The organism is Micromonospora sp. A200 (genome assembly GCF_029893845.1).
In the GTDB taxonomy this organism is placed as follows: Bacteria; Actinomycetota; Actinomycetes; order Mycobacteriales; family Micromonosporaceae; genus Micromonospora; species Micromonospora purpureochromogenes.
Genome location: NZ_JARXXY010000023.1, coordinates 1 through 13688 on the forward strand (window position 1 = coordinate 1; position 13688 = coordinate 13688).

Annotated in this window: 15 protein-coding genes; 5 read left to right on the forward strand and 10 right to left on the reverse strand. The window is 72.8% G+C overall.

Features of this window, described 5'->3' with window-relative positions; all coding sequences use genetic code 11:
• Positions 1–710: transposase (locus tag M2302_RS21720; RefSeq protein ID WP_280839697.1), on the reverse strand; the 710-nt coding region annotated here is incomplete at its 3' end.
• Positions 711–1030: 320 nt separating this feature from the next.
• On the opposite strand from M2302_RS21720, the gene M2302_RS21725 reads away from it, so the two are divergent.
• Positions 1031–1822 (forward strand): hypothetical protein, encoded by a 792-nt coding sequence (locus tag M2302_RS21725; protein WP_280839698.1) that lies wholly within the window; start codon positions 1031–1033, stop codon positions 1820–1822.
• A 4-nt stretch (positions 1823–1826) separates the two neighbouring features.
• Here M2302_RS21725 and M2302_RS21730 read toward each other — a convergent pair whose 3' ends face one another.
• Positions 1827–2435: a hypothetical protein gene (locus M2302_RS21730; protein WP_280839699.1), complete on the reverse strand. Its 609-nt coding sequence runs from the start codon at positions 2433–2435 to the stop codon at positions 1827–1829.
• A gap of 199 nt (positions 2436–2634) precedes the next feature.
• Between M2302_RS21730 and M2302_RS21735 the strand changes: the two genes are divergently transcribed.
• Positions 2635–2979: a VOC family protein gene (locus tag M2302_RS21735; RefSeq protein WP_280839700.1), complete on the forward strand. Its 345-nt coding sequence runs from the start codon at positions 2635–2637 to the stop codon at positions 2977–2979.
• A 355-nt stretch (positions 2980–3334) separates the two neighbouring features.
• On the forward strand, positions 3335–3955 hold the full coding sequence (locus M2302_RS21740) for a VOC family protein (RefSeq protein WP_280839701.1): 621 nt from the start codon (positions 3335–3337) through the stop codon (positions 3953–3955).
• A gap of 21 nt (positions 3956–3976) precedes the next feature.
• On the opposite strand, the gene M2302_RS21745 is transcribed toward M2302_RS21740, so the two are convergent.
• The 4 genes from M2302_RS21745 to M2302_RS21760 form a co-directional block, all read right to left on the reverse strand.
• Positions 3977–4858 (reverse strand): redoxin domain-containing protein, encoded by an 882-nt coding sequence (locus tag M2302_RS21745; protein ID WP_280839702.1) that lies wholly within the window; start codon positions 4856–4858, stop codon positions 3977–3979.
• A 25-nt stretch (positions 4859–4883) separates the two neighbouring features.
• Positions 4884–5078 carry a general stress protein CsbD gene (locus M2302_RS21750; RefSeq protein WP_210775062.1) on the reverse strand — a complete coding sequence of 65 codons (195 nt, stop codon included), beginning with the start codon at positions 5076–5078 and terminating at the stop codon, positions 4884–4886.
• Between the two features lie 182 nt (positions 5079–5260).
• Entirely contained in the window at positions 5261–6283 is a 1023-nt protein-coding gene (locus M2302_RS21755; RefSeq protein WP_280839703.1) for a DUF4352 domain-containing protein, read from the reverse strand.
• A 115-nt stretch (positions 6284–6398) separates the two neighbouring features.
• Positions 6399–7052, reverse strand: coding sequence for a 4'-phosphopantetheinyl transferase superfamily protein (locus tag M2302_RS21760; RefSeq protein ID WP_280839704.1), 654 nt, complete (start codon positions 7050–7052; stop codon positions 6399–6401).
• Positions 7053–7315: 263 nt separating this feature from the next.
• On the opposite strand from M2302_RS21760, the gene M2302_RS21765 reads away from it, so the two are divergent.
• Positions 7316–7585, forward strand: coding sequence for a hypothetical protein (locus M2302_RS21765; protein ID WP_280839705.1), 270 nt, complete (start codon positions 7316–7318; stop codon positions 7583–7585).
• A 41-nt stretch (positions 7586–7626) separates the two neighbouring features.
• Here M2302_RS21765 and M2302_RS21770 read toward each other — a convergent pair whose 3' ends face one another.
• The 3 genes from M2302_RS21770 to M2302_RS21780 form a co-directional block, all read right to left on the reverse strand.
• A complete protein-coding gene (locus M2302_RS21770; protein ID WP_280839706.1) occupies positions 7627–8397 on the reverse strand; it encodes a peptidase in 771 nt (256 codons plus the stop codon).
• 1 nt (position 8398) lies between these two features.
• Complete coding sequence (locus M2302_RS21775) at positions 8399–9670, reverse strand: VWA domain-containing protein (RefSeq protein ID WP_280839707.1); 1272 nt, start codon at positions 9668–9670, stop codon at positions 8399–8401.
• 497 nt (positions 9671–10167) lie between these two features.
• A complete protein-coding gene (locus tag M2302_RS21780; RefSeq protein WP_280839708.1) occupies positions 10168–11838 on the reverse strand; it encodes a phospholipid carrier-dependent glycosyltransferase in 1671 nt (556 codons plus the stop codon).
• An 83-nt stretch (positions 11839–11921) separates the two neighbouring features.
• Here M2302_RS21780 and rsmI point away from each other — a divergent pair, with 83 nt between their 5' ends.
• Entirely contained in the window at positions 11922–12770 is an 849-nt protein-coding gene (rsmI, locus tag M2302_RS21785; protein ID WP_210775069.1) for a 16S rRNA (cytidine(1402)-2'-O)-methyltransferase, read from the forward strand.
• 12 nt (positions 12771–12782) lie between these two features.
• Here rsmI and M2302_RS21790 read toward each other — a convergent pair whose 3' ends face one another.
• Positions 12783–13664 carry a hypothetical protein gene (locus M2302_RS21790; protein ID WP_280839709.1) on the reverse strand — a complete coding sequence of 294 codons (882 nt, stop codon included), beginning with the start codon at positions 13662–13664 and terminating at the stop codon, positions 12783–12785.
• Positions 13665–13688 lie beyond the last annotated feature (24 nt).

Below are 13688 nucleotides of genomic sequence, written 5' to 3' on the forward strand. Positions count from 1 at the left end.
CCGGTCAGCTGCAGCAGGTCCGGTCGCCAAGCGCGAACGATCACGCGGATCGCTTTCTCGTGTGCGGCGGCTTCGGCCTCGAGGAAGCGGACACGACGGGCGAGGTCCCGCAACACGGCCAGGCAGGTGAACACCTCGATGTCTGCGCTGGTAGCGGGGCGCAGGCGGATGGCGGTGGTGAGCATGGCTCGGGTGCCCCGGCCGCGGAACCGGGCCCGCACCGCCTCGGGAGCAGTGATCACCAGGGCGTGCAACTGCCGCTGGGCGTCCGCGCCGGCTTCCACGGCTGCCCGACGAGCGGTCAGCCGTGCCTGCAGTGCAGCCCGCTCGCCACCGGTCTTCGGCTGGGCCAGGCGGGTACGCGCCAGAGCGTCACGGGCGGCGCGTTCTGCGTCGATCGGATCGGACTTCGCCCCGGCGCGGCGGGTCGGGCGCAGCGGCCGATCCAGCTCGACGACCAGTTCACCAGCGTCGGCCAGATGCCGGGCCAGGCCGGCGCCGTAGCCGCCGGAACCCTCCAACGCCCAGGCCCGCAGCCCCGAGTGTTGCTCGGCCAGGGCCACTAGTTCGGCAAAGCCGTCCGGGTCGGTGCTCACCGTGGCCCGTGCCAGCACCCCGCCGGTGCGGGTGTCGAGCAGCGCGGCGGTGTGAGTGTCCTTGTGGGTGTCGACGCCGATGACGACCTCCACCAGATCTGCCAGCATGGACATGCGTTCTCTCCTCACCGTCAGGACGCAAGGTCCGGTCCGGTGCGGAGATGGCAGGACTGTGATGAGACACGCCAGCCGCTAACTGGCGGTCAAGCTCCTGATCAGGCCAAACGTCTCCCGCCGGGCCGGCGCCGGCAGCAACGGACGGACAAGTCCAGCCAAAGGCACGAAGCCAGTCAGAACAAGAGTCACGTCCGCTGCCGCCGACCATCAGCCCAACATCTACGGACCGACCCCGCCAGCCTCACAGTCAGACCAGGTCGAGGGACGCCCTCGATTCTGGGCAACGGCACGCCACAATCGGGAGGGAGGTGGTTGCTGTGTCCAGGCGTAAGAAGGAACCTCCTCGGGGCTGGCAGTTCTGGCGCCGAGCGTTCTGGACGCGGCCGGCGCTCCTCGTGCTCTACGGCTTGCTGGCGGGCGTGCTCGGACTGTTGGCACTGGTCGACGTCCCGGACGGCATCCGCGACGCGGTCGCGATGCGGCGAGCCGTGGAGTGCCCCGCGGGGACCATGCGGGTAGAGCCGGATGTCGATCCGCCGAAGGGCTGTCTCGAGCGGGTCCCGGTCACCTTGTCCGGCCCCTGGCACAGTCGTGGCCCCGGCAGTGACTGGCACCTGATGGTGGAGCAGGACGCTGAGTACGTGCTGTTTGCCGAGACCGACGTCCCGACCTCGGGCAGCCGCAGGCTCAGGGATGAGGCAGCGGCAGAGGCGTTGCTGTGGGAGGGCACCCCCGTGGCGATCGAACTGCCGGCCGGCGAGCGGGTCGAAACCGAGGCCTGGGGCCACCGCGGCTGGTTGCAGACCCTGCTCCTGGGGATGTTTGCCGCCTCCGCTCTACCCATGCTGTTCGAGGCTGCGCGGCTCAAGCGCGGTACTGCGGACGGTTGGTGGTCGGTCCAGGGCGAAAAGGTGGGACTGATGGCGTTGAGTCCGCTGATGCGGATCGCGTGCCTGCTGGCGATCCCGTCGATGCTTGGGCTCGTGCCGCTGATGCTGGGTCTGCGCCTGCAATGGGTGGCCGTCGTCGCCCTTCTCGGCCTCGGTCTCGTCGTATTCGCCCTGATCAAAGGAGGGGCAGTGCGTGCTCGTCCGGGCGCCGAGGGTTGATCCGCTACCCGGGCTGGGAGATCGACTCGCGGTTGATGTAGGCGACCTGGGCGGCGAAGGCCAGCAGAGCCAACACCGTGCCGACGCCGATCGCGAACCCGGGCGACAGCCCCGCGAGCCCGGTCAGCAGCGTGGCCGCGAGCCCCACCAGCAGCGCGTTCACCGCGCCCACCATCGCCGCCGTGGTCAGCAACAGCTGCGCTCGCCGGGGCGCGTTACCGACCGCCGCCCAGGTCGCCCGCATGATGCCCTCGCCCTGCACCGCGTCGGCGAAGAAGTCGTGCTCGCCGGCCAGCCGGCGATGGTAGTACGCCCGGATGCGCTGGATCCGCGCGAGATCCAACTCGTTCTCCACCATGTTCTGCACCAGCCGCAGGAATGTGAGCAGTCCGGTGATCACCAGCGTCGGCAGCACCGCCCCGAGGTACGGCCGGACGAGCGCGGCGTTGCTGGCGACGAAACCGAGCCCGATCAGCGCGGCAGAGAGCATGGACAGGAAGACGGTCGCCCGACCCACCGACTCGGTGACGGTTGCGCTGCGCGAGGTCTGAAGCACGAAATGCTCGGTGGTCAGGGCGGTGAGCAGCGCCTGCTCGCGTTCTCCGTCGTCCATGCACCTCACCGTCCGTGGGTTGACCAGGGGTCATCCGTGGCTCAACTCGGCAGCCTCCCGCCCGGTCACGCGGCCTGTCGGAGGAACCCAGGCCAGCCCTGGTTGGGTCAGGTCAGTTGACCTCGGGAGTCAGGCGGTAACTCGCATCTTCTGGCGAGATTGGCGTTGCCACGTCGGACCTCGGCATTATGGTCGGTGAGTGATCAATGGTGCTCACGTGATCATCTACAGCCGCGACCCAGAGGCGGACCGCGCCTTCTTCCGGGACACGCTCGGCTACTACCACGTCGACGCCGGCCATGGCTGGCTCATCTTCAAGCTCCCACCAGCCGAGCTCGCCATGCACCCGAGCGAGGGCGAACCGGCCCACGAACTCTTCCTCATGTGCGACGACGTCGCGGCGACCATGGCCGACCTGGCCGCGAAGGGCGTCGAGTTCACGATCCCGGTCACCGAGGAGCGGTGGGGGCTGCGCACCGCGCTGCGCCTGCCCGGCGGCGGCGAACTCGGTCTCTACGAACCACGCCATCCGGTCGCGATCTGACGCGCCGGCCTGGCGGCCTGCCGAGGCCGACGGAGGGCAGCCCAGGCAGCAAGAACGCAGCGAAACCCACAACAGCAACGTGGCGAGGTATCACCAATCGATCTTGAACCGCGGCGCAAACGAACTGCTCGGCCGGCAGAGGACGCGATGCCGCGAACCAGACACCCCGCACGTGCCGAAGCAGTAGCGTCGTAATCGAGACCCCTGCCTCACCGGCGGCCTCCGCGGATGCGACAGCCCGGCTGACGGCGCGCCCGGTCATTGGCGCAGCACGCAGCCAGGAAACCGATCCGGGAGGTCGCGCGACGCCGCCGGGAAGACGCCTGACGTCCTGACTCAGCCCAGGGAGGCCGCGATGAGCCCGAGAACCGACGCCAGCGGGACACCGAACATCCGGGACGTCGACCTGAAGCTCGAGGTCGTCGTCATCCCGGTCTCGGATGTCGACCGCGCGAAGGAGTTCTATGGGCGCCTCGGGTGGCGGCTCGACAAGACCCCGCCCGGCATCGTCCAGTTCACGCCGCAGGGCTCCGACTGCTCCGTTCAGTTCGGGCCGAACCTCATGTCGGCCGCCCCCGGTTCGGCCCAGGCGTACCTGGTCGTCTCCGACGTCGAGGCGGCCCGGAACGCGCTGGTCGCCGCCGGCGTCGAGGCGGGCGAGGTCTACCACCCCGGCCCCGAGGGGCCGGTGAAGGGTGTGGATCCCGAGCGTCGCAGCTACTACTCGCGCATCTCGTTCAGCGATCCGGACGGCAACAACTGGCTGGTTCAGGAGGTCACGGCCCGGCTGCCCGGGCGGGTCGAGGCTGCCGCGACGTCATTCACCTCCGTGAGCGACCTGGCTGGCGCGCTCCGCCGGGCGGCCGCCGCCCACGGCGAGTACGAGAAGCGCATCGGCAAGGTGGACCCGGACTGGCCCGACTGGTACGCGGAGTACATGGTGAGCGAGCAGTCGGGCGCGGAACCGCCCAGGTAAGCAGCAGCCGCACACCCACGCTCACAGGCCGAAGGTGAACACGAACGCGCGGAGGCCGGGTTGGCTGGTGCCGAGCGTCAGCAGGTGGTCGTCCCGCGACGCGCCGGCGACGAGCCGGATCATCCCCGCCCGGTCGACGCGCGCCACCGCGTCCGGGTCGACGTCCCCGCCGCGCTCGTCGCCGATCGGGTTCCCGTCGAGCAGCACGTCGATCGCCGCCTGTCCGGACGGACCGGGGTCCACGACGAGGTTCACCTCGCCGGCGTTGAAGGGCAGGGCGAGCTCGCCGGTGCCGCCGGCGAGTTCGACGTACTCGCCGCTGGTCTCCCAGTCGCCGGTGAGGGCGAAGGTGCCCGGCTCGGCGCGGTGCGCGCCGACGTACGTCTCGGGCGTGACCCCGATGTATGAGGGCTCCCCGGTCGTCGCGAACGCCATCGCCTCGGGGCTGACCGGCGGCAGTTTGGTGCCGGGCGCTCTGACCTCGATCAGCCGTCGGATCTCCGACTCCACGCGCTCGTAGCTGCCCTCGCCGACCCACTGGTCGACCAGTAGTCCGTCGGCGTCGAAGAGGTACTTCGCCGGCCAGGCGTTGTTGCCGAGGGCCCGCCAGACCTTGAAGTCGTTGTCGATCGCGATGGGATAGGTGAGCCCGTGGTCGCGGATCCCCCGGTCGATGTTCTCGGCGTGCCTGCCGAACTCGAACTCGGGCGCGTGTACGCCGATGACGACCAGGCCCAGGTCGGCGTAGTCGCGGTGCCACGCCTTGACGTAGGGCGACGTACGGATCCAGTTGATGCAGGTGTACTCCCAGATGTCGAGCAGGACCACCTGACCGTGCAGCGCGTCGGGAGCCAGCGGCGGCGAGTTCACCCACCGCTCGGCCAACAGGTGAGGGATTCGCATGGTCAGCTCTCCTCAACCGGAGTCGTCAGCTGGTGAAATCGCCCCTGACGTCCCGAGCGTCCTCCTGGACGTGTTCGCCGGGTTCCCGGCCCCGGATCTCGTCGCGCTTGGCCACCCGTTCCGCCTGCGACCGCTCGTCCTGGTTCATGTCGCCCAGCTGGGCCCGGGCAGGGCCGGCCACCTGCTCGACGCTGTCCTTCGCCCGTTCGGTGGAACTCATGCCGCCCCCTCGTCGGTTCGTGGACCAGTCGCGCTGTCCGCGCCTCCCGCCCCGCGTCCCCGCCCGCCGTGGCGGGAAACCCCCGGCGACCGCCGAGAAGGCTGCCGACGACCTGGTCGACCCGGAAAAGGGGGCGGGCCGGCCCCACGATGGGGAGCCGGCCCGCCAGGGAACCGGGGAGGTCACGGCTTCCAGGAGCCGGCGGCCTCGAACTTGTGCTGGTACTCCACGACGCCCTTCTTGTCCTTGACGTCGAAGACCACCGCGCCCGAACGCTTGCTGCCGGCGCGGATGCCGCTGCCGGAGTCGAGCATGTCGCCGCCGCAGCCGGAGAGCGCGCCGGCCAGCCCGTTGACGGTGGTGCCGTCCTCGGCCACCCACTGGAAGTAGAACGGGTTGATCGACGCCTTGCCCTTGGTCACCGTCGCGGTGACGTCGGCGATCAGGTAGAGGCCCTTGTCCGGGGCGGGGGCGTAGGAGCGGCAACCCTTGGTGGAGGTGGAGAACTTCCGGATGGTGATCTCGATGGTGCCCTCGTCGTCCTCGATCACCAGGGTGTCGCCGGGCTCCATGTTGAAGGTCTCGCCGTCGGCCGAGGCGGACGCGGAGGGCTTCGTGCCGGGGAAGGCCGGCGCGGCGGTGGTGCGCGGGGTGGGCAGGGAGCGCTCGATCTCCTCCGCCTTGTCGGCGGCCTTCTTGCCGCCGGCGACCAGGGCGGCGATGCCTCCGCCGCAGCAGAGCAGGAACAGCACGGCGACGATGATGCCGATGATGACCCACGGCTTCTTCTTCGCGCCGGACTGCATGGGCGGGCCGAGCGGCTGGCCCGGCGCCGGCGGGTAGCCGGGACCGGACACCGGCGGGTAGCCGCCGCCGGAGACCGGCGGGTACGGCGCGCCGGAGACCGGCGGCATCGACGCGTTCGGGTCGTACTGCGGGTACGGGCTGCCGGAGACGGGCGGCTGCGGGGCACCCGACACCGGCGGGTACGGCGCGCCGGAGGTTGGCGGCTGCACGGCGGTCGGGTCCATCGGCGCGTACGGGGGCTGGGGGGCGGTCGGGTACTGCGGCGCACCGGAGACCGGCGGCAGCGGCGCGGTCGGGTCCGCGGGGTACTGCTGGTGCGGCACCGGTGCCGTGGGGAACGGATCGACGGGCGGCTGGTTGGGGTCCTGCGGCCCGTAAGGGGGCTGGGGCTGGCTCACCGTACTCCTCGGCACTTCGGCTGCATCGGGAACTCTTCGACGCTAGTCGGTGCGGGCAACGCGGAATTGTCTCGGGTCCGACCCGCCGTTCGTCGATCCGGACCGGGCCGAACGGTCAATGCGTCAGCACGGCCGCGGTGCGCACGAGGTCGCCCTCGACCACGAAGCGTCCGATGACGACCGACGGCGGGTCGGCCACGGTCGCCGCCGCCACCCGCACCGGGTCGATCCGCGCGGTGAACGTGCCGGCGTCCGGGTCCAGCTCGACCGTGGCGTCCTGGAAGTCCAACCAGGACCCGACCACCGGGTGCCAGACCTTGTAGACGGTCTCCTTCGCGCTGAACAGCACCAACGGCCAGGACGTGCCGGCCGGCAACCGGGCGCAGCGCTCCTCCTCCTCGGGGCGGCAGATCAGCCGGCGTACCCCCTCGTTGAGCTCGCGGTGCCGCTCGGCGTCCATCCCGACGGACCGGATGTCGGCCGCCCGGGCGACCGCGGCGGCGCAGTAGCCGCGGGTGTGGGTGATGGTGCCGACCAGCCCGGCCGGCCAGGCGGGGGAGCGGTCGGCCGCCGCCGGGACCGGCAGCTCGGGCAGCCCCAGCTCGGCCATCGCCCGCCGGGCGCAGACCCGGCCGGCGGTGTAGTCTCGCCGCCGGCTCTCCACCGCGCGCACCCCGAGACCGCTCTGCTCGGCGGGAAGCAGCTCGCCCGCCCAGTCCGTCGGCCCGGCCACCACGACCGAGACGGTCGGCGGCAGCAGGTCACGCATCACCCACCCCCTTCAGGTACGACGACAGTCTGACCCGCTCGGCTTCGAGCCGGTCGGCCGGCACGGGCGGCGACCCGGGCCAGAGCATGACCTTGCTCGGCGGAGAGGTTCCTGGCGGCCATCGACGGTGAACGTACCGCAACCGTGTAACGCCGGAGCGTCCCGTAGCGCTGTTAGGGCGTCGCGGGGGTGATCTTCCGGCGTCCGCGCGTCGTCGACGCGGCGGGCCGGTGCCAGGTACGACCATCCGAGAGGAAGTGACGATGACCGGTGCCCCGGCACCCTCGGGTTCCCACCCCGACCAGCACGTTCCGGTGACACCGGCGTGGACCTGCGACTCCTGCGGCGAGGAGTGGCCGTGTCCGACCAAACGCGCCCGGCTGCTCAGCGAGTACCAGGTGGACCGCGCCTCGCTCAGCGTCTACCTGGGCTCCTGTCTGGCGGCCGCCACCGCCGACCTGCGTGCCGCGCCGATGACGTCCCTTCAGGACCGGTTCATCGGTTGGGTCCCCCGGGGGCCGCTCGCGACCTGAGCGGCGGTGGCCGCCCCCGGTCGGGCGGCCACCGCCTCCGGTCAGGGCCGGCGGGGACGGCGGGTCAGCGCGAAGCCGACCACGCCGGCCACCGCGGCCAGGACCCCGCCGAACGTGCTCCAGATCCACCGGGAGCCGAGGTCGGGCAGCAGGTCGCCGAACCCGCCGTCCGCCTGCCCGGCTGGGGTTGCCGTCGGTTCCGCGGTCAGCACCGTGCCCGCCTTGGTGTTCGGCACCAGGGGCGCCTTCAGCTCGCCGTCGTCGCGCGAGCCGTCGCCGTCCGCGCTGACCAGCAGGTCGACGTCGACCGGAAGCCCGAGGTCGGCCTCGGGCAGCTCGGTCACCGACAGCCGGAGGTAGTAGGTGCCGGGCAGCGGGTCCGCCGACCAGGGCTCGGCCCACGAGCGCACCTCGCGCAGGGTGCAGCCGAGCGACACGCTGCCGGTCGCGGCGTCGACCGTCGGGGTCTGCGCCCCGGCCGTGCAGGACTGCCGGCGGCGCAGCCCGTCGAAGACCTCGACGGTCCAGGTGGACGCCCCGGTGCGGGCCTTCGGCAGCGACACCGTCGCGGTGATCTCGTGCCGCTGCCCCGCCGAGGCCGGGAACGACCAGTAGAGATGGTCGCCGGTGGAGGCGCCCACCCGTACCGGCTGGCCGGCGGCGATGCCGGTGGCGGTGAGGAAGGACGTGCCGGCCCGGGTGACCGGGGTGGCGCCGGGCGAGGGAGTGGGGGCGGCCGCCGCGGCGGGCACGGCCGGCAGGGCCAGCCCGGCGGCGAGCGCCGCCCCCGCCAGCATCATCGGGGTACGCATCTCAGTTCTCCCTCCAGGTGGCGACCCACCAGCGGGTGAGGAGCCCGGCGACCAGGCCGGTGAGCAGGCCGGCCAGGGTGAGCAGGGCGAGCAGCACCCAGCCCCGGCCCAGGTCGGGCGCGGCCGGGGCGGGGGACGAGGCGACCACGTCGACGGTCAGCTCGACCGGCATCCCCGGCGTGGCCCGGGTGCCCGGCCGGGGCGCGAAGGAGTTGCTCACCACCAGGCAGACCGTCGTGGCGGGGACGGGCGTGGCACCGGGCGTCGGCGTGCCGCCGTCCTCCGTCCCCGACCAGCGCAGGCCCGCCGAGACCACGTCGGTACGTCCACTGCCGGCGTCCACCCCGCGTACCAGTTCCCGGCCGTCGGCGGCGGTGGCCCGCAGCAGCACCCCCTGGTCCGGGTTCACCGGTCGGTCCAGCGCCAGGCTGACCGAGGCGCGCAGCTCCTGCCCCGCCCGCACCGGCACCCGGTACCAGCGGTGCTCGGAGAACGCCTCCCGGTCGCTGTAGACGCCCGGGGCGAGCAGCGGCGCGTTCGCGCACTCCGCCGTGCCGTCGACCACGGTGGGCGCGGCGGTGTACGTCTCGTTCGCCCGGTCCACCAACTGCTTGATCCGGCCGCTCAGCTCGTCGGCGCTCTGCGCCGCCGTGTACGTGCCGCCGGTCGCGCCGGCGATGCAGAGCAACTGCCGGCGTACCTTCTCGTCCGGGGCCAGGCCGAGGGTGTCGACCACCAGCTTCGTGCCCTGGGCGGCCAGCTCACGGGCCACCTCGCAGGGGTCCGGCGGGGCGCAGGTGTCCTCGCCGTCGGTGATCAGCACGATCCGCCGGGCGGTGGCGCCGGTGCCGAGGTCCTGGGCGGCGGAGCGCAGGGCCAGCCCGACCGGGGTGAAGCCGGTCGGCCGCAGGGTGGCCACCGCCGCCTTCGCCTGCACCCGGTCGACCGGACCGACCGGCACGATCTGTTGGGTGTCCAGGCAGCCCTGCTTCTTGTCCTTGCCCCGGTAGGTGGCGCCGAGCACCCGGATGCCGAGCTGGGTCTCCTCGGGCAGCGCGTCGACCACCTCGTTGAACGCCTGCTGGGCGACGGAGATCCGGCTGCGGCCGTCGATGTCCCGGGCCCGCATCGAGCCGCTGACGTCGAGCACCAGCTCGACCTTCGGTGGCTCGGCCGGGGGCTCCTCGTCCGCGAGGGCCGGCGCCGGACCGGTCAGCACGGTGGCCGTCAGCAGTCCGATGAGGACGGCCGTCGGTCGTCTCTTGTTGATCACCGGGCGGAGTGTAGTGGCGTCCACTCTGGATGATCATTTGGGGCGGCTGGCCGCCCTTCCTGTCGCCTTCCGCCCCGGGTGTCCGGCGCGCGACTTCGGCGGGGCTACCCGTCACGTCCGGGTGGATCGGGTGAGTCGTCCGTGTGCTTCTCGTGCGCCGTCCCGGTGCCGGACCCTCCACCGTCCGTCCGGCGCTGATCCTCGTGTTCGGGCAGGAAACGGTACGGACCTACACGGGCTTTACGGCAGACCGTCGACAGGATGATGACCATCCGTCAATTGCCGGAGGTAAACCTCTCACCCACCTTGACAACGGTCGGAAATCTGACCCGAGTCGCCCCGTTGTGCCGGTGCCGAAGGGTGGTTAAGCTTTGTCTTGCGCGCCCCAATCGCCCGCTTCCCCCGTGGCAGGCGATCGGGGCGCGCTTTATTGTGTGCGCGCCGCCCCGTGCCACCGGCGTCTCTCGCCCGGCCCGCCGCGCCGCCCCCCTGCGGGGTCAGATCCAGCGGCCGTCCAGCCACATCCGCGCCGACCAGTCGTCGTACGGCAGCAGGTTGCCCACGAAGATCGGGTAGAAGTACGCGAAGCAGAGCGCCACCAGCAGCACGTACGCGCCGACGATCACCCCGCCGATCAGCCGTCGGTCGTCGCCGCGCGCCAGGTCGGCGTCGGTCGCCGCGCCACCCTCGGGACCGGTCGGGGTGACGATCGCGCCGAGCACGTAGACCACGGCGAGGACCAGGAACGGCAGCGCCGGAGCGGCGTAGAAGGAGAACATCGTCCGGCCGTCGAGGGCGAACCAGAACCAGGGCAGCAGGCCGCCGGCGAGGCTGAGCAGGATCGCTCCGGCGCGCCAGTCCCGCCGGGCCAGGCCCAGCCAGGCGGTCGCGGCCAGCGCCGGCAGGAACGACCACCAGAGCAGCGGCGTGCCGAGCAGCAGGATCTCCGAGGCGCAGCTCGGCGCGCCGCACGCCCCGTCACCCGACCAGTAGAAGGCCACCGGCCGGCCGAGCAGCAGCCACTGCCACGGCCACGACTGGTACTTGTGCGGGGTCTCCAGGCCGGTGTGGAACTCGAACGCCGCCCGGTGGTACTGGTACAGGTTGTTCAGCGCACCGAGGATCGGGGTGTCGCTCAGGCCGGGGGTGTTGGGGTAGCGGGCGGCCAGCCGGTAGTAGCCGTCGTCGCCGAGCAGCCAGCCCGACCAGGTGGCCACGTAGGTCACGACCAGCAGCAGCCCGGCGAGCACCATCCAGGGCAACTCGTCGAGGAGCGCGTCGCGCCACGGGCGGCGTACCCCGGCGGAGCGCCGGACGCCGACCTCCCACAACAGCGCCAGCAGCGCGAACACCGGCACGAAGTACAGCGCGCTCCACTTCACCGCGCAGGCGCAGCCGAGCAGCACCCCGGCGGCCAGCCGCCACCACGGCCAGGTGCGCCAACCGCCGGCCGGCCGCCCGGCCCGCCCCGGCGCGGCCGGGTCGAGCCCGTCGTCCAACGCCCGGGACCAGCGTCGCCGCCGGGCGTCCCGGTCGAGCACCAGGGCGCCGAACGCGGCCAGCACGAACAGCAGCAGGAAGATGTCGAGCAGCGCGGTGCGGGAGAGCACCAGGTGGAAGCCGTCCAGCGCGAGCAGCAGGCCGGCCGCACAGCCGAGCGTGGTGGAGCGGAACAGCCGGCGGGCGATCCGGGTCAGCATCAGCACCGACAGGATGCCGGCCAGCGCCGCCGAGAACCGCCAGCCGAACTCCGGGGCGGTGGTGAACAGGTGCCCCGGCACCGAGATGTTGTGCTCCTGGTCGGCGTAGCCGAAGGCCCACTCGCCGAACCCGATCAGCCACTTGCCCAGTGGCGGGTGCACCACGTACGACGGGCCGTTGTCCTTGTAGTTCCACTCGACGCCCTTGTCGATCAGGCCGTAGCCGTCCCGGGCGTAGTAGATCTCGTCGAAGATCTTGCCCTTGGGGCTGCTCAGGCCGAGCAGGCGCAGGATCGCGGCGATCACCACCACCACGGCGGTGGCGATCCAGGAGTTCACGTCCAGCCGGGCTTCGACGGTGGCGAGCCGGCGACGCACGACGGCCGGGACGCCGCCACCATCGGTGGGCGGAATGCCCTGGTCGGGTCCGGTCGCGTTCGCGCTCTGCGCTGTCGACGCACTCGTCACCCGGCGATCGTAGGCTCTGGAGGTGCCCGGTGGCGCCCATCGTCCCCGACATCGGCACGCCGATCGATGAAGGAGCGCTACTCGTGGGTGAAATGTCCGAGCCCGGGCGCCTGGTCCTGCTCGGCGCACCGCTGGGCAACCCGGCCGACGCCTCCGCGCGGTTCCGCGAGGTGCTCGCCACCGCCGACGTGGTGGCCGCCGAGGACACCCGCCGCCTCACCCGGCTGGCCCGGGACCTCGACGTCACCGTGGGCGGCCGGATCGTCTCCTACTTCGAGGGCAACGAGGAGCGGCGTACCCCGGAACTGGTCGAGGTGCTGACCGCCGGATACCTGGTCGCGCTGGTCACCGACGGCGGCATGCCGAGCGTCTCGGACCCGGGCTACCGGCTGGTCCGGGGCGCGCTGGACGCCGGCGTGCCGGTCACCGCCGCCCCCGGCCCGAGCGCGGTGACCACCGCCCTGGCGCTGTCCGGCCTGCCCTGCGACCGGTTCTGCTTCGAGGGCTTCCTGCCCCGCTCGCCCGGCGGCCGACGGTCCCGGCTGCGCGCCCTGGCGGCCGAGGAACGGACCCTGGTCTTCTTCGAGGCCCCGCACCGGATCGCCGGCGCGCTGGCCGACCTGGCCGCCACCTTCGGCGCCGACCGCCCGGCCGCGCTCTGCCGCGAGCTGACCAAGACGTACGAGGAGATCGTCCGCCGGCCGCTCGGCGAGCTGGCGGACTGGGCCGCCGAGGGTGAGCCGCGCGGGGAGATCACCCTGGTGGTCGCCGGGGCTCCGGAGCGGCCGGCGGAACGCCCCGACGACGACGTGCTGCGCGCCGCGGTGGCCGAACGGGAGGCCGCCGGGCTGTCCCGGCGCGACGCGATCAGCGAGGTCGCCGCCGGGTACGGGCTGCGCCGCCGCGACGTCTACACCGTGGTGCACGCCTGACGCGCGATCGGCTCACCAGGCGGCGATCAGCATGCCCAGGGTGATCAGCACGGGCCCGCCGTAGGCGCCGGCCGTGGCCCAGCGGCGCTGCCGCGCGTCGGCCAGCCGGGCCGCCCCGGTCCCGCGGGCGATGCCGGCCCCGCAGCCGGCAACCACCAGCAGCCCGAGCAGCCAGCTCAGGTGCCGGCCGAAACCGGTGCCGACGTACGCGGTGTCGTCGCCCGCCCCGGTCATCCGCGCGGACAGCGCCGTACCGGTGGCCCGGCGCTCGCCCGGCACCCCGCTGACCCGGACCCCGTGGGCCAGGAACCGGCCCCGGTCGGCGAAGAAGACACCCCGGCAGCGCTGGGTCAGCCCGTTCCCGGTGCAGTCCGTGATCACGACCGTGCCGGTGCTGGCGTGCCCGACCGCGAGCCAGAACGGCCCGGCGCTCACCCAGGCGAAGAAGGCGGCGACCAGGCTCAGCGTCACCAGCACCGCCAGCCCCCGCACCGGGTCGGGCGGGTGCGCGGCGCGCGACGGGCGCGGGCGGGCGGGTCCGGCGGGCGGGCGCTCACCGCGCTTCGGCTCCTCGCGCAGCGGCGTACCGTCCCAGTGCACCTCCTCGATCGGCGCCCAGAAGGCGGCGCCCCCCTCCGCCGTGCCCGGGTCGGTGGCGCGATCGGCGCGTGGGCCGCGCGCCGGCTGACGGACCGGGACCCGGCGCGGCACCGCGTCGACCGGCGCGCCGGTGGTCGGCTCGACCTCGACCGGCGTCTCGTCCGGTCCCGGCACCACCCGCGGCTGGGGCGCGACGCCGCCGCCCCGCGCCGGTGCGGCCGGCGGGTCCGTCCTGGTGCCCGGGGACTTCTCGCCGCGCCCGGGTGCCGCTCGTCTGCCAGTCACGGCGTTCATTGGACACCGCGTCGGGGAAGGGGC

Excerpts from the sequence above, each read along its gene's own strand:
- M2302_RS21730 (WP_280839699.1), bottom strand. The coding sequence starts at position 2,435 with ATGGACGACGGAGAACGCGAGCAGGCGCTGCTCACCGCCCTGACCACC.
- M2302_RS21790 (WP_280839709.1), bottom strand. The coding sequence starts at position 13,664 with ATGAACGCCGTGACTGGCAGACGAGCGGCACCCGGGCGCGGCGAGAAG.
- M2302_RS21770 (WP_280839706.1), bottom strand. The coding sequence starts at position 8,397 with ATGCGTACCCCGATGATGCTGGCGGGGGCGGCGCTCGCCGCCGGGCTG.
- M2302_RS21760 (WP_280839704.1), bottom strand. The coding sequence starts at position 7,052 with ATGCGTGACCTGCTGCCGCCGACCGTCTCGGTCGTGGTGGCCGGGCCG.
- M2302_RS21745 (WP_280839702.1), bottom strand. The coding sequence starts at position 4,858 with ATGCGAATCCCTCACCTGTTGGCCGAGCGGTGGGTGAACTCGCCGCCG.
- M2302_RS21750 (WP_210775062.1), bottom strand. The coding sequence starts at position 5,078 with ATGAGTTCCACCGAACGGGCGAAGGACAGCGTCGAGCAGGTGGCCGGC.
- M2302_RS21765 (WP_280839705.1), top strand. The coding sequence starts at position 7,316 with ATGACCGGTGCCCCGGCACCCTCGGGTTCCCACCCCGACCAGCACGTT.
- M2302_RS21740 (WP_280839701.1), top strand. The coding sequence starts at position 3,335 with ATGAGCCCGAGAACCGACGCCAGCGGGACACCGAACATCCGGGACGTC.